Origin of the sequence: Phaeobacter sp. QD34_24 (genome assembly GCF_028890115.1) — a bacterium.
Taxonomy (GTDB): Bacteria; Pseudomonadota; Alphaproteobacteria; order Rhodobacterales; family Rhodobacteraceae; genus Phycobacter.
In genome coordinates, this window is record NZ_JARCJD010000013.1 from 14,513 (window position 1) to 33,231 (window position 18,719).

Genomic DNA, 18,719 nt, shown 5'->3' on the forward strand with positions numbered 1-18,719 from the left:
TCGATCACCGGTTGTTCGTGAAGGTGAACAGGGACTGCAGCGCATACATCACCCGATCCAGAAGGAAGCCGATGATGCCGATGGTGAAGACGGCCACCATGATCTTCGCGAGCGAGCTGGAGGAGCCGTTCTGGAATTCATCCCAGACGAATTTGCCAAGGCCGGGGTTCTGCGCCAGCATTTCAGCGGCGATCAGCACCATCCAGCCCACACCCAGGGACAGGCGCAGCCCGGTAAAGATCAGCGGCAGCGCCGAGGGCAGCACCAGACGGGTGATCTTGGTCCAGGTGTTCATTTTCAGGACCTTGGAGACGTTCACCAGATCCTTGTCGATCGAGGCAACGCCCAGGGCGGTGTTGATCAGCGTCGGCCAGAGCGAACACAGCGTCACGGTGATCGCCGAGATCAGGAAGCTCTTGGAGAACAGCCCGTCATTGGTCGCATAGACGGCCGAGACGATCATGGTGACGATCGGCAGCCAGGCCAAGGGCGAGACGGGCTTGAATATCTGCACCAGCGGGTTGATGGCGGCATTGGCGGTCGGCGACAGGCCTGCGGCGATGCCCAGCGGCACAGCGACGACGGTGGCGATCAGGAAGCCGAAGAACACCGTGCGGATCGAGGTCCAGATCTGCTGATAATAGCTGGGCGCGCCGGTATAGGCGACGGTCTTGACCTCATCGGCGCGGCCTGCGGCGATCAGTTTCTCGTTGCGCTTGGCCACCATGGTTTCGAATTTTTCGCGCTTGGCGGCCTTGGCCTGCGCATCCTCGTGCAGGTTGACCACCTCGGTCCAGACCTGTGCCGGACCGGGAACAGCGCCAAGCGAGGTCTGCACCTTCGGCGCCAATGTGCCCCAAAGCAGCAGGAAGGCGGCGATTGCGATCAGCGGCACCGCCAGAAGGCGCCAGATTTCCTTGACCTGGGCCTGCGGGTTGTCACCGGCCACGGCTTTCAGGATCGGCGTCACCCAGGCAAGTCCCAGGACCTGGAACCATTTGTCGGCAGTGTTGATTTTTGTGAACAGCCGGGCGCGCCGGGCTTCCCGGGCCTCGGCGGCGGCAAAATCGGGGTCGGTCGTGGTCATCGGGGGAGCCTTTCGAAACCGGAACTATAACGGGGAGAGGAGAGGGGGAGCGCGCCGGTTGGCACGCTCCCGGATTGGGTCAGGTCAGCCTTCGACGCCGGCACCGACGACAACCTGTTCGCCCTTCAGGCCGATCGGCAGGCTTTCCAGGTAGGCGTTGGGCGTGCGGCCATCAAAGGCGATGCCGTCGATGATGTCCTCGGCCGGGGTTGCGGCCTTGTAGCCGTCGCTGTCCCAGGGGAAATCCGCCTTGTCGGCCAGGCCTTCGTCCACCAGCATCTTGGCCGCTTCCAGGTAGATGTCCGGGCGGTAGACCGATTTGGCGACCTCGTCATACCAGCTGTCGGATTTCGCCTCGGCGATCTGACCCCAGCGGCGCATCTGGGTCAGGTACCAGACCGCATCGGAATAGAAGGGGTAGGTGGCGTTGTAGCGGAAGAAGACGTTGAAATCCGGTACTTCGCGCTTGTCGCCCTTTTCGTATTCGAAGGTGCCGGTCATCGAGTTGGCGATGACGTCATAATCGGCGCCGACATATTCCGGGCGGCTCAGGATCTCGACCGCTTCGGGGCGGTTGGCGTTGTCGTTCTCATCCAGCCAAATGGCGGCGCGGATCAGCGCCTTGGTCACGGCGCGGGTGGTGTTGGGGTACTGTTCGGCGAACTCGGCGGTGATGCCAAAGACCTTTTCCGGGTTGTTCTTCCACAGTTCGTAATCGGTGATCACCGGAACGCCGATGCCCTTGAACACCGCCTGCTGGTTCCAGGGCTCGCCTACGCAGTAGCCGTTGATGGTCCCGGCTTCCAGCGTTGCGGGCATCTGCGGCGGCGGGGTCACCGACAGGAAGACATCGGCGCCGATCTGGCCCGAGACGTTCTCCGGGCTGTAATAGCCGGGGTGCAGCCCGCCGGCCGCCAGCCAGTAGCGCAGTTCGTAGTTATGCGTGGAGACCGGGAAGACCATGCCCATGTTGAAGGGCTTGCCTTCGGATTTGTACTGTTCGACCACCGGCGCCAGCGCCTCGGCCGAAATGGGGTGCTGCGGGCGGCCGTCATCCATGGTGGGAATATTCGGCTTCATCATCTCCCAGACTTCATTGGAGACGGTGATGCCGTTGCCGTTCAGATCCATCGAGAAGGGCGTGATGATATGCGCCTCGGTGCCAAAGCCGATGGTTGCAGCCAGCGGCTGACCCGCCAGCATATGGGCGCCATCCAGTTGGCCGCCGATCACGCCATCCAGCAGAACCTTCCAGTTGGCTTGTGCCTCCAGCGTGACGAACAGACCTTCGTCCAGGAAATACCCCTGTTCATAGGCCACGGCGAGCGGCGCCATATCCGTGAGCTTGATGAAGCCGAAGGTGAGTTCGTCCTTTTCCAGCGCAAGAGAATCCGCCAGCGCCGGGGAGACAAGCGCCGTGCTGGCAGCCAGGCTGAGGAGAAGCTTTTTCATCGATCTATCCTTTGTTTTCGCCCGCTGGAGACCCAGCTGGCCGCGCATGCCCGATGCGATCTGGGCAAAGAAAAAAGCCGCCGACACAATCGCCCTGAAGGAGGAGGGGGGCGAAGGGTCGAGCGGCTTTGCTCAGTGATGGCCCGGACTGTGGGCCGAATGTCGTTCGGTGGGCACCGTTGCCTACCTGAACCAAGTCTGCGGTGTTTCGGGGGCGTTGTCCTTGGCTAATATTTGGTTTCCGGTGATTTTGCTGCATTGCAGCAACTGTAGGGGTGTTTCTGCCCAAAAAAGCATCACTTCTCGTCAAGCGGCTCAAAAACCTGCCCGTCAAAAAACGTGTCCGGCTTCAGAATCAGCCCGCCTTTCAGCGAGGCAACGGCCGTGGGATGACGAATCGCGCCCTCCAGTTTCTGCGAGGCGCCGGGCAGATCTGCACCGGTGTTCTGCAGGGCGGCGCGGAACAGATCGCTGCGGAACACGCCCGCGGCGGTGGCCTGGGCCTGTCGCTGATCCAGGCCAAAGCGATGCGCCAGCCGTGATCCGATCCATTTTGCCTGGCTGCGCCATGGGAAATTCGCGGCCCCGTCGAAGAAATCCACATGGCCATCTGTGTTGCGTTGATCGCCGCGCCCGGAAATGATGAATTGCCCGGTCAGCGCCCGGTCGATCAATTCCGCAGGTACATCCAGATAGCCGGGGCGTGACAGCATCTCGGCGGCGGCGGTGCGGCTTTCGGGGCGGGCGGCCCAGCGTGCCGCGCGCCAGACGGCCCGCATCATGCGCATCAACAGCTCCGGTTCGGTTTCGGCCCAGCCGCTGCGCACCGCCAGGACCTTTTCCGGGGCAAAGGACCAGATCGCCTTGCCGGGTAACAGCAGCGCGCCGACTTCCTGCTCCACCGCGACCGAGCCCCAGGGCTCGCCGACGCAGAAGGCATCGATGCTGCCGTCCCGCAGGGCCTGGGCCATCAATGGCGGGGGGACGGTGCGGATTTCAATGCCCGGATCAGACAGGCCGGTGGAGTCGAGCCAGTAGTTCAGCAACTCCACATGCATGGAAAACGGGAAGGGAACGCCAATGGTCAGGGTTCCTTCGGTCGCCTTGGCCAGGGCCTGCGCCGCGGCCCGGGCATCGCCGAAGTCGAATCCATATCCCTGGTCGCGCAGCCTCTGTTCGACCGTGCGACTGACACCGATCATGTTGCCGTTGGCCGACAGGACCGAAACCGCCGCAAGCGGCGTGGTGACGCTGCCTAGGCCCAGGGCCATGGCCACCGGCATGGGAGACAGGAGATGCGCGGCATCGACCCGGCCAAAGCTGAGCATATCGCGCACCGATGACCAGGAGGGGGCCGCAACAAGGTCCAGCGCGATGCCCTCGGCCTCGGCAAAGCCCAGTTCCTGCGCCGCGATCAGCGGCAGGGCATCGACCAGCGGCATATAGGCCACAGAGATCGAGAGCGTCTTCATGACAACAGCCCCGAGGCCGTCACCAGGGCCTCGGCCACGTCAGCAACGCGGCGCCCCTGATCCATCGCCGTCTTGCGCAGCAACATATAGGCCTGTTCCTCGTTCACGCCCTTGGCCTTCATGACCAGCCCCTTGGCGCGGTCTATGACCTTGCGCTCTTCCAGGGCGCGGCGGGTTTCGGCCAGTTCGGTGCGCATCTGCCGGACCATCTGAAACCGCGCCACCGCGGTATCGATCACCGGTTTGATTCGCTCGGGCCGCAGCCCATCGACGACATAGGCCGAGACACCCGCCTCGACCGCGGCCTGCGCCAAGCCACCGGCCGCGCCGGAGACGAACATGGCGACCGGGCGTTCCAGCGGGCCAGAGGCAAGGGTCAGCTCCTCCAGCATGTCGCGGGTGGGGTTGTCATAGTCGATCAGCACGATATCCGGCGCATGGGCGGCGATCTTTCGGGCCAGTCCCGAGGTATCGACAATCACATGCACCTCGCAGTCGCCGCTGCTGCGCAGGGCGTCACCGATGGCGATCGCACGGTCTCGGTCTTCTTCAACAACCACGATGGAGAGGGGGGTGCTCATGCCCATAGCAAAGATGTGCTGCGGCCCGGCTGGCAAGAAGGCGCGGCAAAAACGGACCGGGGTCAGGGGGGGAAAGCGCCGCGTATCCGGTGGCTTCGCCCAGATTATGGGCGTGAAATCCCGTTGGGGTCACTTATTGGGCGGTATGTGAACTCATGATCGGCAGGCGATGGCGGTCGCGCTGGGCCGCCCATGCGCAGTGCTCTTCAGGTCCCGGGAGAGGCACCGGGTCCGGATCAGATCATACGGAGAATGTCGCCGGTTCTATTGCTTTGCCCTGCCATCACCGCTAGGCACATCGGGTGGGGAAGGCCGCGCAGCCGTGACCGTCCCATTTTTGCTGGTCCTATCTTTTGCAGATCCCTTTCTAGTGTCGTGTTTTCCCTCTGCCTCTTCTTGAAAAGGTGCTGAACTCTTGCTGGCAAAGAAAAACGTGATCCGCTCGCGCGTACCGCGCCAGACCTCGGGCGCCGGGCGTTGCGCAGGCGGTGCCTCATGAGCGGACAAAATCGTGCAATTGCGCTGATGATCGGCGCGATCTTCAGCTTCACGGTGATGGATGCGGCGGTCAAGGCGTTGACGCCCAGCATTGGCGTGCTGCCCTCGCTTTGGGCGCGCTATTCGGGGCAGATGCTGTTGGTCTTCTTCATCGTGCTGCCCAGGCTGAGGCAGGTGGTGCGCACCAAATATCCGGTTCTGCAGTTCCTGCGCTCCATATTGCTGATGAGCGCGACCGGGTTCTTCTTTACCGGGCTCAGCCTTATCCCGTTGACCGATGCGGCGGCCCTGATGTCGACCAATCCGGTTCTCATTACCCTTGGCGCGGCGCTGTTCCTTGGTGAATCCCTGGGGCTGCGCCGCATTGTAGGCATCGCGGTGGCATTGGTCGGGGCGATGATCATCATGCGGCCGGGCAGCGATGTGTTCAGCCCGGCGGCCATGTTCCCGCTGGCGGCGGCGGTATGCTATTCTGGCTATGCCCTGCTGACGCGGCGTGTCGGGTCGGATGAGGACGTCTGGACCTCATTGTTCTACACCGGTCTGGTCGGCACGGTCTTGTTGAGCCTTGCGGTCCCCTTTCAGTGGCAGACGCCGGATATGGGGGATGTCTACCTGATGGGGCTGATCGCGCTGGCCGGAACGGTGGGGCAAATGGCGCTGATCCAGGCGTTTTCGCAAGGCGAAGCATCAATGCTGGCACCCTTCTCCTATTCCGGGCTGGCGTTTGCAGCCATTTGGGGGCTGGTGTTCTTCGATGAGATACCGGATTTCTGGACCATCGTCGGCAGTGTGCTGATCACATGCGCGGGGCTCTATGTCTGGTATCGCGAGACTTTGCGAAACCGCTAGGACACGCACTGCCGCTCCCGAGCGACCGGCAGCGATCCTTGCCAGAAGGCTGTGTTGGCAAGACCGCCACTGTTGTGTCAGCTGGACAGCGTGAAGGGCGAGGCGACGGTGACCGCGCGCGGCATCGTGATCGGCAGCAAGACCAGGCCGGTGGCCATGGCTGCGGCCAGGGCAAGAATGACAAGGGAGGACATTTCTTTCATTGGCGTGTTCCTTCAGATGACCGGCCAGTGGTGTCTTGTGCTCTGGCGTTTCAGTGTGGGTGTCCGTCTTCTGTCGATAGGATTACAGCGATTTTACAGCCTGTGTATTGGCGCGTTCTGCCAAGCTTGTGTCCGTTTCTGCCAGCTTCCCGGTCCGTAGGATTAATGGGTCCTGAGCCTAAGGATCACATGTTTCCCATCTCCTGGCGGTATTGGGCCGGAGCCCGGCCGACCCAGCGCTTGAAGGCGCGGCTGAAGGCGCTTTGCTCGGCAAAACCGGTCAGGAAGGCGATCTCGGCAATCGGGCGATCACTGGAGGTGAGCAGCTCATGCGCAAGCTGCGTTTGCGCCTGCTGCAGGATCTCGCGATAGGTCAGCCCCTCTTCGGCAAGGCGGCGATAAAGGGTCCGTTCGCTCATCCCCATGGCGGCTGCGATCTCACTGGCCTGGGGCAACCCGTGGTGCAGAACCTTGGTCACCCTCTGCAGCAGCTCCTTCACCAGGGATGGGGTGCGCTGCAGTTGATCGATTTGTTCATCGAGATGCGTCACCAGAAACGAGCTGACCGCATTGTCGCCAAGCCGGATCGGCTGGTCCAGCGCCGCAAGCGGCATGACAAGGGCATCGCGCCCGGCGTCAAAGCGGACTTCGCAGCCGAATAGATCGGCATAGGCCGCGGGTTTGCCGTGGCAGGGGTGGCGGAAGGCGACATGATCGAACTGCAGCTCATCCTGGGTCAGGTTGCGCATGTTATGGGCAAAGCTGGCCAGGGCGCATTCGTTGCGAAACTGCAGCGCCGGATGAACGCCGATCTGTTCTTCGATGGATAGGCTGGCCTGGGTTTCGGTCTCTTCGAAACGGTAGGCCACGTTGTCGGTCACCAGGGCGAAGTATCTCTGGATCACCGAGAGCGCGGCGCGCAGATCCGGGGCGGTTTTGATGGCAAGGCCCAGCACACCCAGATCGTCCATCTTGATCAGGGCTGAATATGTACGCATGAGGGAGAGGTCATCGCCGTGAAAGCGGCGGATACTATCCAGGGCGTCGAAGTAATCCTGATCGAGTATCGCATCATCCGAGGTCTTGCGCAGCCGATGGATGATGGTATCGCCGTGAAGGAGGTTTCCCTCCTTTGACAGGGTCAATCCGGCAGCGCGTGTCATGACATTGACAAATGTAGCGGTCACCGTCGCCATGGCTGATCTCCTGCCGTCGGGAGGGCGCGAGCCGGGCCACCGGGAAGGTCGCCAGAGCGACCGCGGCCCGTTGATGGCGCTTGCAGGGGGGATGCTGTCCGGGCGGTGCGTGCAGACGGCGAAAGGGGATATTGGTTCGCCGGCAAACATCTGGCTTGGAAATGCAACATCGGTCTGACTTTCAATCAATCATTCCGCAGCGGAGTGCGGATCACCTATTTGTGTAATTGGTGTACTGACCGGTACTGATTATGTCAATGTCAATCTGGGTCCCGGTCGATAAGGGAGCAAGAGGTCTAAATTAAGTTATTTAAAAACATGTGGATGCCAGTCACTCCCCGGGGGTGAGAGTGAAATTGCCGCGTACAGATCGGTACACCATTTCATGTTTTTACGACCCGAATTGCGGGGGGTGGTGAAAATTATACCTCTGGTTGTGAGGTCGCAAAGCGTATAGATTGCCATGCTGCTGTGGGAAAGCGGCTGCGGATGGACTGTGCCCGTCGGCGGGAAAGGCGCTGGCCGGCCGTCTATTTGACGCCCAGACCCATCTGCATCAGGGTCTTGCGCACCGGCTCCATGGAATAGAGCGCGTTGAGCCCAAAGGCGCGCAGATCGCGCAGCGGGCGTGGCGCCAGCATGGAGGTGCGGTTGAGCAGATCGATGCCCTTGACGCGCAGCTGGATGTCGCGGTGGCGGGCCTTGTGATAGGCCTCCAGCATGGCGGCATCGCCCAATCCCTCGGGCCGTGCCTCGGCCAGCTCCAGCAGGCAGCGCAGATCGCTGAGCGACATGTTCAGCCCCTGCGCGCCGATCGGGGGCACCACATGGGCCGCCTCTGCCATCAGGGCCAGCCGTTCGCCACTCAGCCGCTCGGCGGATTGGCTGATGATCGGCCAGATGGTGCGGCGCGAGGCCAGGGTCAGATCGCCGAACAGCCCGCAGCTGCGCCGGGTCATTTCAGCCTCAAAGGCGGGCACATCCATCTGCAACAGTTCCGTCGCCCGTGGGCCGCGTTCCATCCAGACCACCGCAGAGGAGGGCATCCCCTGGTAATCGGGCAGCGGCACCAGGGTGAAGGGACCGCCCGAGCGGTGGATCTCGGTCGAGACGTTCTCGTGGGGCAGCGGATGGGTGACGGCAAAGGCCAGCGCCTTTTGCCCATAGCGAATGGTCTTGACTGGAATGCCCGCGGCCTCGCGCATGGGAGAGCTGCGACCATCGCAGGCAATCACCAGCCGGGTGCGCTCCTGGCTGCCATCGGTCAGGGTGACGCGCGCCTCGTTCAGGCGGGTGAACAGATGGGTGGTGCCGACGCCGGGACGGAAATCCACATTGGGCAGATCCGAAAGGGCGGCGAGCAACTCGCGCCGCAACAGCCAGTTGGGCAGGTTCCAGCCAAAGGGCCGGTCGGAAATATCGGCGGCGTTGAAATCCTTGACCACACGGGGTTCTGGTTGTTCTCCACCGGCATCGACAATGCGCATCACCTGCAGCGGAGCGGCGTGATCCGCAAGCCGCGCCCACAGCCCGGTGCGCTCCAACAGATCGCGGGCTGGCTGCAGGATGGCCGTGGTGCGCAGGTCCGATCCATCCACATCCCGTTCGGTAATGGGAGCGGCCGGATCGACACAGATGACCCGGAACCCGGCGGATCCAAAGGCGGCGGCTGCGGTCAGCCCGGCGATACCGCCGCCGGAAATCAGGATGTCGCTGGTGGTTTGGGTCATGGCTGCCGCCTTTCATCGTCGCTTGCTCCTGAGATATGCCTCAGGATGCGGGAATGACAAGCGGCATATGGTCCCTATCCGCAGCTGATCAGCACCAGCAGCAGGAACATCACCGGAACCAGGCACAGCGCGGGGATATAGAGCCCCGGAATGCCGAACAGAACCACCGAGCAGCCCCAGAGGCTGACGAAGGTCCCAAGAGCATAATAGATGTTGTCCTTGGCGCCATAGGCGACCTCTTTGCAGATGCGCCCCAACAACGGGATCGCAAACAGCAGGCGTTGCCAAAGAGAAAGGCGGGCGGGCAGTGTATAAGCAGTCATGTCGCGTTTCCTGAAGTGTCTACGCGGATGACTTAGGTAAGGATGGCTGACTATTGCAGGCGCGATTTCGTCGCAGGTGGCCGCGCCGTCCAGCCTGCGGTTGTAATGATCCCCCTGATCTACAAAAGCCGCGCCAGAAAGGCGGACAGATCGTCGGTGTGATGATGAATGTGGTCCTGATCATGGGGATCGGGCGCCACATGGACCGTCCGCATCCCCATGGCATGCGGGGCCGCAAGATTGCGCGGGTCATCCTCGAACATGGCTGCAATTTCGGGGTTGATATCGGCCTCTGCAAACACCGTATCAAAGGCCTGCCGTTCGGGTTTTGGTCTGTAGCCTGCGTGCTCGACCCCATAGATGCCATCGAACAGCCCGGACAGACCGCGCGCTTCCAGCACCCGCTCGGCATAGGGGGCGCTGCCATTCGTGTAGACGATCCGCTTGCCCGGCAGATCCCGGATCCTGGCGGCCAGTTCGGCGTCGGGCTCAAGCGGGGCAAAGGAGATGTCGTGGACCGCAACCAGATAGGGATCGGGATCGACGCCATGCTCCTGCATCAACCCGGCCAGGGTGGTGCCATGTTCGCGCCAGTAGTGTTTGCGCAGCCGGTCGGCTTCGGCCTGATCGACGCCAAGCGCATCCATGACGTAATGAGTCATCTTGACCTCGATCTGATCGAACAGCCGGGCCGAAGGCGGGTAAAGCGTGTTGTCCAGGTCAAAGACCCAATGGCGGACATGGGAAAACTGAGCTTTGGGCATGCCCTTGGATTACGTCCCTGCCGCCGGGTTTGCAATGCCGATCGCGGGAGCAGTCGCTGCGCCCTCGGGTGCGTGATTTCGTTGCAATTCGCGCAAGAGGCTTGATCGGTGGGGTCCGGGCTGTAGAAAAGAGCGGATGCACCATAGTGGAAAGACCATGAGCCAGACGCGCAGCAGCCAGAACGACGCCTATTCGCTGATCCTAGAAGCCATCGATAGCGGCATTTTCAAGCCCGGTGACCGCTTGGTGGAAAGCGACCTGGCCGAACGCTTTGGCGTGTCGCGCACCCCCATCCGCGAGGCGTTGCAGCGGCTAGAGACGCAATCGCTGCTGGAGCGGGACGGCAGGTCGCTGATCATCGCCTCCCTGGATCACAACCAGATGGCAGAGCTTTACGTGGTGCGGCGGGAATTGGAAGGCCTGGCAGCGGGGCTTGCGGCGCAGCATGCCACCGAAGAGGAAATCCGCGTGCTTCAGGAAATGGTGCGGTCGGACGATCAACTCGTCGATGCCCCGTCCGAACTGGCAAGAGCGAATCGGCGTTTTCACGAGCAGATCCACCTGGCCTCGCACAACCGCTATCTGGTGCAGCAGTTGGATCTGGTGCACCGGACGATGGCGCTGATGGCGACGACATCCCTGGCAGCAGAGGGGCGCGGCAGGATCGCCCAATCCGAGCACAAGGGCATCGTGGATGCGATCAGCAGGCGCGATGCCGAAGCCGCCTCCAAGGCGTTGAAGGATCACATCTCGGTCGCCTTCATGACCCGGCTGAAACAGGACGCAGGCGCCCGCAGCAAGAGCTGATCCAATTAGCCCCGCCTGACGGCGGTCAGGTTGGTTCGCGCCGATTTCGAGCACTTCTGGTGTCGGTTGCCGATGACCGGGTGCGGGCGGTTGGCCCGGTGGGGATAGGGTCCGGTGCATGGATGCCGTGATCGGTCTTCTCCCAGAAGAAGGGACGCGCCACCAGTTCATAGAGCGCCTTATAGGCGGCAATCGCCCCCATCGGATAGTAGAACAGAAGGGAGGGCGCCCATAGCGCAAGCCATCGCCGCCCTGTGATAAAGGCCGCAACCACGGCGGTGACCTGGTTCAGGAGTTCAAAGAACACCAGGCTGGCCGCCGCCAGCGACAGCCACAGGCCCGGCACGTTGCCTTCGCTGGGGTGGGGCAGGCCGAGGGCTAGCAGCCAGAAACTCCACAGAAACGGGGCAAGCAGAAACTGCCCGACGGAACAGAGAAAGAAGACCTGGAAGCCGCAGAATTGCCGCCAGCCCAGATCGCGGAGCAATTGCACGGGCGACCGCATGTGGACGAGATAGGTCACCATGAAGCCTTTGAGCCACCGAGAGCGCTGCTTGATCCAGGGCCAGGGTCGCGCATTTGCCTCCTCATAGGTGGTGGAGGCCAGCATTTGCGTTCGATACCCCGCCCGGCACAGGCGCACCCCCAGGTCCGCATCCTCGGTGACGTTATGCGCATCCCAGCCCCCGATCTGCTCCAGGATATCGCGGCGCACGAACATGGTTGTCCCGCCCAGCGGCACAACCAATCCCATGCGGGCGATGCCCTGCAGGATAATGCGGAACCAGCTGGCGTATTCCAGGGTGAAGCAGCGTGAGATCCAGGTGGCGCGCGGGTTGTAGTAATCCAGTACCCCCTGCAGACAGGCGATATCGGGCGTGGCCGTGGCAAAGCCATCTGCCACCCGATAGAGTTGATCGGGCACCGGGGCGTCCTCGGCATCCCAGACCCCGATGATGTCGCCCCGGCAGTGGTTCAGGGCATAGTTCAAGGCGCGCGGTTTCGTCTTCAGATCGCCGTATTCGGGGACTTTCACCGTCTTGATCCACTTGGGCAGCTCTGCCGCCTGTACCGCAGCCCAGGTCACGCTGTCGTCTTCTTCCAGAACCAGGAAGACTTCCAGAAGATGGTGCGGATAGCGCAGCTTCCTGAGACGCCGCAGCAGGTCGCAGCTGATTTCGGCCTCCTTGTAAAGCGGCACCAGGACCGAAATCGGCGGCAGATCCTTGTCTGTCCGCTGTTTCCGGCGGGGCAGAACGGGCTCAGGTTGCGGTCGCAGGGAACCTGCAATGCCCACCAGGCGAAAGCCCGTGAACAAGAGAAGGAGCACCAGGCTCAGGACGCAAAAGGCGGTAAATACCGTGAGCGGGAAAACCAGTGTCAGGCTGAATAGCAGCCCTGCAATGATCGCAAGACCTGTATGCCGGTCGGTCTTGGACAGGAAGCGGCTGCTCAGGGCGAAGGGCACGCTGATACTGGCGTGCCGCGCCATCCCGTTTTGCAGATGCCTGTCCAAGAGCTCGAGAATCTGACCTTCTCTGGCGTGCACTGGAATGACGGTGCCGAACTGGCTTCGCAGGGAGCCCTGGATCACCTGCGCTTTGCTGAGGTCCGCCATGGCGACGACAACCGCATCTCCCAGTTTCGCCAGGGGCAGCACGGCGTTTCGCAGCCAGAACCCCGGCGGCATCCGGTCTAGGAAACTCTTGTCTATCGTGGTCTGGTCGAGGTCGACATAGCGGAACCGGCCGTGATCTCCGGTCGTGGGTCTGGCCTCGCGGAGGGCAGGGCCGCCAGAAACACGGTTGCCGGGCGGCTGCGCCGCCGGGCCCTGTGGAAGGGTCTTGCCATGTCGGCGCAGGGTCAGTGCGCGCAGCGCCGTGTCTGGCTGCGCATGACTGCTCTTCGCCCGCAGAAGTGAAACCGGGTCCGCGGCACCCTGCGGCGGACGGGCTAGGAATATGTCCTGATGCGTGCGCCCGCTGGGCCGTTGCGCGGCGCCTTTGCGGGCCAAAAGAGGCCGAAAGGACGGCATGACGGGGGGGCGAAATCCCCGCGTGTACTTACCCATGTTGAAACAATCCTAGGTGGCAACTTGGGTAAGCGTTTCCCGTCAAAGGTTAACAGAAAGTTAACCGCTGGCGGGAGGGCGTTGTTGAAGATGTGTTTTTACGCTTCTTTTCGTGCGGCCATGGCGTCCGCAAAACGTTCGAAAAGGTAAAAGCTGTCCTGCGGTCCCGGGCTGGCCTCGGGGTGGTGCTGCACCGAATAGATCGGGCGGCCCTTGACGGCGATTCCACAGTTGGAGCCGTCAAACAGCGAGACGTGAGTCTCCTCCACGCCCTCGGGCAGGGACTGGGCATCCACCGCGAACCCGTGGTTCATCGAGGTGATCTCCACCTTGCCGGTGGCATGTTCCTTGACGGGGTGGTTGGCGCCATGGTGGCCGTGGTTCATCTTTACGGTCTTGCCGCCAAGCGCCAGTGCCAGCATCTGGTGGCCAAGGCAGATCCCGAACATCGGCAGATCGGTGGTGTCCAGGATCGTCTTGATCATCGGCACGGCATATGCGCCGGTGGCGGCCGGGTCGCCCGGACCGTTGGAGAGGAACACGCCATCGGGATTATGGGCCAGCACCTCTTCGGCCGTGGCGGTCGCGGGCAGCACGGTCACATCGCAGCCAGCGCTGGCTAGGCAGCGCAGGATGTTGCGCTTGGCACCATAATCGACGGCGACCACTTTGTGCTTGGGGGCCTCCTGACGGCTGTAACCATCGGGCCAGGCCCACCGCATCTCATCCCAGCGGTAGCTTTGCGCGCAGGTGACGTCCTTGGCCAGGTCCAGACCTTCAAGGCCGGACCATTCGCGCGCCGAGGCGACCAGCGCCTCCACGTCGAAATTGCCGTCCGGGTCATGGGCCAGTGCGGCGTGGGGCGCACCCTGCTGGCGGATCGCGCGGGTCAGGCGGCGGGTGTCGATACCGCCGATGGCGATGCGGCCGGTGCGGGTGAGCCAGGCTTTCAGCTCTTCGGTCGCGCGCCAGTTGGAGGCCAGCGTCGGATCCCATTTCACCACCATGCCGGCCGCGACGGGATCGCCGGTCTCGTCATCCTCGGGGGTGACGCCGGTATTGCCGATATGGGGGAAGGTGAAGGTCACGATCTGCCCCGCATAGGAGGGATCGGTCATGATCTCCTGATAGCCGGTCATCGCGGTGTTGAAACACAGCTCTGCCACGCATCGTCCGGTGGCGCCGAACCCAATTCCGTAAAAGACGGTTCCATCGGCAAGCGCCAGGCATGCGGTTGGCTTGGACGGTGCGGTATCGGCCATGACACGACTCTCCATGAGGTGAAATTCAAGGGCTTGTAGGGGCAGGGGCATGGCGGGTCAAGGGCGGCCTTCATGCCTGCGGCAATGCAGGCCGATCGGGCGGTTTTGAGCCCGCGCTTGAAATGCGCAATCCAATTGGGTAAAGCTCCGAATTCCGATGCCATGGGGATGGGTAGATACCAAATGGATACGCGTACACGGGTCAATCAAGCCTTGAAACAGGCGATGAAGGATAAGGCCGCCGCGCGGCTGGCCACGCTTCGTCTGATCAACGCCGCCATCAAGGACCGGGAAATCGCCGCACGCGGCGAGGGCGAGGATGCCAGCATCGATGATGCCGATATCCTTGGAATCCTCGGCAAGATGACCAAGCAGCGCAACGAAAGTGCGCGCGCCTACGAGGAAGGCGGCCGTCTTGATCTGGCAGAACGCGAGTTGGCGGAGATCGCCATCATCGAGGAATTCCTGCCCAAGCAGCTGGACGAGGAAGAGATCCGCCAGGCGGTCAAATCCGCCGTCGGCGAGGTCGGCGCCGACTCGATCCGCGATATGGGCAAGGTGATGGGGGTTCTGAAAGCCAAATACACAGGCCAGATGGATTTCGGCCGTGTTGGTCCCATGGTCAAGGACGAGCTGTGCTCCGAGGGGGGCTGCTGAGCCCCCTGTCAGTTTCAAGCCGTTTTCGACGAACGACTAAAAGGCCCGCCAGGTTGCGGGCTTTTTCGTGTCCGGCTTACGGATCTGCGGGTGGAACCAGCGCGCTGGCCCGGCGCAGGAACTCCTCGCGCACATGGGCCGCAAAAGGGTTCGCCTCTGCAATGGCCGAGAAGACGCCCGGCGGATCGCCCTGAACCATCTGGGCGGCTTCTACCAGGAGATCGAAACTGGCGGTTGTCATGCGGGCGGGCAAGGGCCCCATGTCGGCAAGGGTGCGGGCGATCAGATGGGTCAACCCCTGCACCGTCGCCGCCTCGCGGTCATGATCTTCTGGCGAGGTCAGGATGACGTGCAGCCCCAGGCTGCGGCGCAGGAAGGCGGCCAGGGCCAGATGGGACCGCCCGCGAATGTTGCACAGGGCGATCTTGTGCCCGGCAATGCCACGGGCCGCGCTCTGCGGGCCGAACAGCGGATGGGTGCCGACCAGCTCCACATGGTCCGGCAGTTCGCGGCGCATGATCCGGCAGGGCTCCAGCTTGACCGAGCCGACATCCGCAACGATTGCACCGGGAGAAAGATACGGCCGGATCTCCTGGCAGAGGGCGTGCATGGCCTGCACCGGCACCGCGAGGATCACCAGCGGGCAGCGCGCGGCCTCTGCCAGGCTGCCACGGCGCAGGGGCGGTGCCAGGTCGGGGCCGCCGCTCAGGGCCGGATCACAGACGATCAGTGGCACATGGCTGGCCAGATGCCGGGCGATCAGTCGGCCAAAGGCGCCAAAGCCAAAGAGACCGACGGAAGGAATATGCGAAGGTGGGGTCATGGGAACTCCGGCTTGCCACGATGCCGGAGGGGTGTCTGTTCTGGTTTTGACCGCCGGATCGCGGCGGTTGAACATCAGGAAAGGGAAATGCGACCGCCGTTATGGAAACGGGCGGTAATAAACGGTGCTGAAAAGAGGCGTCGTTTTACACATGGCATCGGCTTAGCCCGTGTGACAGGCAAAGTCAAAACCGGGTTTCATGCCGGGGTCACGGGCGCAGCGCCCTTTGCAGATCGTCAAACAGGGCCTTGCGCTCATCCTCGGACAGGAAGGCGCCGATCTCCACCTCGCGCCCACCGCCGCGCAGGGTGACGTAGTTCGGGACGGGGCCTTCATGGGGATGCAGCTGCACGGTGGTCCAATAGCGGTTGCAGTGCCAGCTTTGGTGACCGCCACGGGGGCCTGTGCGCTCCAGCCGGGCCTCTTCGGGGCCGATGGTCAGCACCTCCAGGATCTGACGGTCGCGGCGGCTGCGGTCCAGTGCCCATTTCATGCCGAACAGGGCCACCAGCAGGAAGGGCAAGATCCCCCAAAGCACAAAGGAGCCAAGCAGGGGAAACAGCGGGATCACGATCAGCACCGCGGTGACGGCGAGGAACTTCACATAGCCTTCGGGCGGCAGCGACTGGTACGGCCACAGATGCAGCTCACGCGGGGCGGTGCTGTCCGGGGAAGCGGTGTCTGACGTCCAGTTGTAGGGCATGGGGGTGTGATCGGTGGCTTCGGACTATGCCTTGAACTATGGGGTGGAGGCGGGCGTTTTCAAGGCGCGCTTTGTCGCAAAGAAAAGGCCCCGCAGCGGTGCAACGGGGCCGATCCGATTTGAATGTCAAACCCCAAACGGGCGATCAGAACAGGAAGTCGTCAGCTCCCAGATCCGCCAGGTCCACGCCGCGAAGGATCAGCGTGTTGTCACTCAGGTCGTCGATCAGAACGCTGTTGCCACGCTGGCTCAGGTGTCCGCCGGTTGTCAGGTCGCCAAAATCACTGATGCCTGCGATGGCAGACAGGTCGATCTGGTCGGCGTCGTCTCTGGCATCAAAATCGCGGATCACGGCGTCACCGCCTTCAAAGACGAAGAGGTCGGCGTCATCGCCGCCAAACACGGTGTCCGCACCTGCAATGGTCAGCTCATCCGAGCCGCTGCCGCCGCGCATCCAGTCTGCGCCCTTGTCGCCGGACAGCGTGTCATCGCCAAAGCCGCCGCGCAGGCTGTCGGCTCCGAAACCGCCAGAGAGCGCGTCATTGCCATGGCCGCCGCGCAACCGGTCATCGCCCTGGGCGCCGGAGAGGATGTCATCCCCCTCACCGCCGCGGATCAGGTCATCGCCGCCACGCCCGTTCAATTGGTCATCGCCCGCGCGCCCCCGGATCAGATCATCGCCAAAGCCGCCCGCGAGCGTATCGTCATCCTCGGTTCCGATGATTTCGGCTCCCAGCGCCAGATCGAACAGGGCGGTGGTGCCCGAGATCTCATAGGACACCGCGATCTGCGGACGACCGGTTTCGCTGTCGGCGGCCTCGATGAAGGTGATCACCTCAGGCGAGACATTGCCGTCGCCTTGGCCTTCGATGTAGTCGAGGAACCGGGCTTCGGCGGGATCGGTGATATCGTAGATCATGATGCCGCTGTCGCGTTCCAGCCCGATGAAGGCCAGGGTGCGCCCGTCGATTTCGCCAACGGTGATGGCTTCCGGTTCGGGGCCCTTGTTGTCCGAACGGTTCTCATCGATCACATCGTCCTCATCGGAGGGGTAGTCATCGTTGTTAAAGGCGTTGGCCGGGCGCAGCTGCGAGATCAGGGTTTCGAACTCATTGCCGCTGTCGAAGACCACATTGCCCTCTGCATCGAAGATGGTGAAGGAACGCGACCCGTAGGAGTGCAGCACGTCGATATCGCCGTCGCCATCGGTGTCGCCATCGATGATCGAGACATTCAGACGCTCCAGCCCGTCGGTGTCCACGGAGGCGTCGATCGAAACCCCATCCACCTCGCCATCAAGGATATCGCCGACGCGGGCCGCTTCGCCGCCCTCGTCGAAATCGCCGCGGTCGTCGCCTTCATTGGCGGTCAGGAAATAGGTCTGGCCGCCGATTTCCGCCGTGGCAATCGCATCGGGCATGCGCAGGCCCTGGACGGTCCAGGTCTGGATGTTGATGGCGTTGTCCTCGTCAGATGCATCCAGGCCAAACCCGTCAACGGAATGGTCCGAGGTGCCGAGTGGCAGGATTTCACTCCAGGACATGGTCTCAAGGCTGAAGACGGCAACCGCGTTGGCTTCCTGAAGGGTCACGTAGAGGTTCCCGTCCGCGCCCTGGGCTATGTATTCGGGTTCGAAATCGGTGGAGGGCAGGGTATCGGGGAAGATCCGCACACCTGCGTCACGCAAATCGTCAACCTGGGAATCAAAGGCCTCAAAGCCGAAGGTTTCGACGTCACCGGTGGCGACATTGATGATCGAGATCGAGCCCGCCGGATCGCCATCTTCGGTCCGTTCGCCTTCGTTGGCGACAAAGATATAGGCGCCATCATCCGAGAAGGTGACCATGTCAGGAAGGTTGCCCGCCTCATGGACCGTGGGGGCCGCGTCGAGATCGTCCAGATCATAGAGAACGACAAAGCCGTTTTCATCCGCGTCGTCATTTTCGATCGCAACGGCAATGCCCGCCTCGGACACGCTGACGGAATTCATGCCGCCGTAGCCGGTGATCTCGGTGAGGTCGAGGGATCGGACCAGGGCATTGTCCACAAGATCGAAGATGTCGATGCGGTCCTGTTCGCCATTGGTCACATAAAGGCGGTCGCCGTGATGCGAAACAACTTCGGAGCCGCCTTCGCCAATGCCGCTGTCAAAGCGGGTCACCAGTTGGGCGTTGATGTTGGGATAGGTTGCGGTGGTCATGAATTCCCCTTTCGGCAACACGAAATCAGTCCGGTTG

The 18,719-nt window shown here is 62.5% G+C and carries 17 protein-coding genes; 3 read left to right on the forward strand and 14 right to left on the reverse strand.

The genetic code is table 11. The features are described 5' to 3' along the window. Nucleotides 1-4 precede the first annotated feature (4 nt). The 4 genes from PXK07_RS11755 to PXK07_RS11770 form a co-directional block, all read right to left on the reverse strand. Nucleotides 5-1,087 carry an ABC transporter permease gene (locus PXK07_RS11755; RefSeq protein WP_274848488.1) on the reverse strand — a complete coding sequence of 361 codons (1,083 nt, stop codon included), beginning with the start codon at nucleotides 1,085-1,087 and terminating at the stop codon, nucleotides 5-7. 84 nt (nucleotides 1,088-1,171) lie between these two features. After that, the gene (locus tag PXK07_RS11760; RefSeq protein WP_274848489.1) at nucleotides 1,172-2,539 is read right to left on the reverse strand and encodes a CmpA/NrtA family ABC transporter substrate-binding protein; all 1,368 of its coding nucleotides are present in this window, start codon (nucleotides 2,537-2,539) and stop codon (nucleotides 1,172-1,174) included. 296 nt (nucleotides 2,540-2,835) lie between these two features. Then, complete coding sequence (locus tag PXK07_RS11765; protein ID WP_274848490.1) at nucleotides 2,836-4,011, reverse strand: ABC transporter substrate-binding protein; 1,176 nt, start codon at nucleotides 4,009-4,011, stop codon at nucleotides 2,836-2,838. Further along, complete coding sequence (locus PXK07_RS11770; protein ID WP_274848491.1) at nucleotides 4,008-4,592, reverse strand: ANTAR domain-containing response regulator; 585 nt, start codon at nucleotides 4,590-4,592, stop codon at nucleotides 4,008-4,010. The genes PXK07_RS11765 and PXK07_RS11770 overlap by 4 nt, the downstream gene beginning before the upstream one ends. A gap of 495 nt (nucleotides 4,593-5,087) precedes the next feature. On the opposite strand from PXK07_RS11770, the gene PXK07_RS11775 reads away from it, so the two are divergent. Further along, nucleotides 5,088-5,942, forward strand: a complete 855-nt coding sequence (locus PXK07_RS11775) for a DMT family transporter (RefSeq protein ID WP_274848492.1) — start codon at nucleotides 5,088-5,090, stop codon at nucleotides 5,940-5,942. A gap of 77 nt (nucleotides 5,943-6,019) precedes the next feature. Here the strand turns inward: PXK07_RS11775 and PXK07_RS11780 are convergent, their stop codons facing one another. The 5 genes from PXK07_RS11780 to PXK07_RS11800 all read right to left on the reverse strand — a co-directional run bounded on the left by PXK07_RS11780 (nucleotide 6,020) and on the right by PXK07_RS11800 (nucleotide 10,158). Then, nucleotides 6,020-6,145, reverse strand: a complete 126-nt coding sequence (locus PXK07_RS11780) for a hypothetical protein (RefSeq protein WP_274848493.1) — start codon at nucleotides 6,143-6,145, stop codon at nucleotides 6,020-6,022. 185 nt (nucleotides 6,146-6,330) lie between these two features. Then, nucleotides 6,331-7,341 carry an AraC family transcriptional regulator gene (locus PXK07_RS11785; protein WP_274848494.1) on the reverse strand — a complete coding sequence of 337 codons (1,011 nt, stop codon included), beginning with the start codon at nucleotides 7,339-7,341 and terminating at the stop codon, nucleotides 6,331-6,333. 530 nt (nucleotides 7,342-7,871) lie between these two features. Next, on the reverse strand, nucleotides 7,872-9,071 hold the full coding sequence (locus tag PXK07_RS11790; RefSeq protein WP_274848495.1) for a UbiH/UbiF family hydroxylase: 1,200 nt from the start codon (nucleotides 9,069-9,071) through the stop codon (nucleotides 7,872-7,874). Nucleotides 9,072-9,145: 74 nt separating this feature from the next. After that, a complete protein-coding gene (locus PXK07_RS11795) occupies nucleotides 9,146-9,394 on the reverse strand; it encodes a hypothetical protein (RefSeq protein WP_274848496.1) in 249 nt (82 codons plus the stop codon). Nucleotides 9,395-9,513: 119 nt separating this feature from the next. Continuing rightward, on the reverse strand, nucleotides 9,514-10,158 hold the full coding sequence (locus tag PXK07_RS11800; protein ID WP_274848497.1) for a pyrimidine 5'-nucleotidase: 645 nt from the start codon (nucleotides 10,156-10,158) through the stop codon (nucleotides 9,514-9,516). 157 nt (nucleotides 10,159-10,315) lie between these two features. On the opposite strand from PXK07_RS11800, the gene PXK07_RS11805 reads away from it, so the two are divergent. Next, nucleotides 10,316-10,966 (forward strand): GntR family transcriptional regulator, encoded by a 651-nt coding sequence (locus PXK07_RS11805; RefSeq protein ID WP_274848499.1) that lies wholly within the window; start codon nucleotides 10,316-10,318, stop codon nucleotides 10,964-10,966. A gap of 25 nt (nucleotides 10,967-10,991) precedes the next feature. Here PXK07_RS11805 and PXK07_RS11810 read toward each other — a convergent pair whose 3' ends face one another. Further along, nucleotides 10,992-13,037, reverse strand: coding sequence for a glycosyltransferase (locus tag PXK07_RS11810; protein ID WP_274848500.1), 2,046 nt, complete (start codon nucleotides 13,035-13,037; stop codon nucleotides 10,992-10,994). A 98-nt stretch (nucleotides 13,038-13,135) separates the two neighbouring features. Beyond that, a complete protein-coding gene (gene carA / locus PXK07_RS11815; RefSeq protein ID WP_274848501.1) occupies nucleotides 13,136-14,299 on the reverse strand; it encodes a glutamine-hydrolyzing carbamoyl-phosphate synthase small subunit in 1,164 nt (387 codons plus the stop codon). 183 nt (nucleotides 14,300-14,482) lie between these two features. Between carA and PXK07_RS11820 the strand changes: the two genes are divergently transcribed. Next, a complete protein-coding gene (locus PXK07_RS11820) occupies nucleotides 14,483-14,956 on the forward strand; it encodes a GatB/YqeY domain-containing protein (protein ID WP_274848502.1) in 474 nt (157 codons plus the stop codon). Between the two features lie 76 nt (nucleotides 14,957-15,032). On the opposite strand, the gene PXK07_RS11825 is transcribed toward PXK07_RS11820, so the two are convergent. The 3 genes from PXK07_RS11825 to PXK07_RS11835 all read right to left on the reverse strand — a co-directional run bounded on the left by PXK07_RS11825 (nucleotide 15,033) and on the right by PXK07_RS11835 (nucleotide 18,682). Beyond that, nucleotides 15,033-15,779, reverse strand: a complete 747-nt coding sequence (locus tag PXK07_RS11825) for a prephenate dehydrogenase (RefSeq protein WP_274848503.1) — start codon at nucleotides 15,777-15,779, stop codon at nucleotides 15,033-15,035. Between the two features lie 208 nt (nucleotides 15,780-15,987). Beyond that, the gene (locus tag PXK07_RS11830) at nucleotides 15,988-16,482 is read right to left on the reverse strand and encodes a DUF2244 domain-containing protein (RefSeq protein WP_274848505.1); all 495 of its coding nucleotides are present in this window, start codon (nucleotides 16,480-16,482) and stop codon (nucleotides 15,988-15,990) included. A 145-nt stretch (nucleotides 16,483-16,627) separates the two neighbouring features. Next, the gene (locus PXK07_RS11835; protein WP_274848506.1) at nucleotides 16,628-18,682 is read right to left on the reverse strand and encodes a choice-of-anchor I family protein; all 2,055 of its coding nucleotides are present in this window, start codon (nucleotides 18,680-18,682) and stop codon (nucleotides 16,628-16,630) included. Between the last annotated feature and the right edge of the window lie 37 nt (nucleotides 18,683-18,719).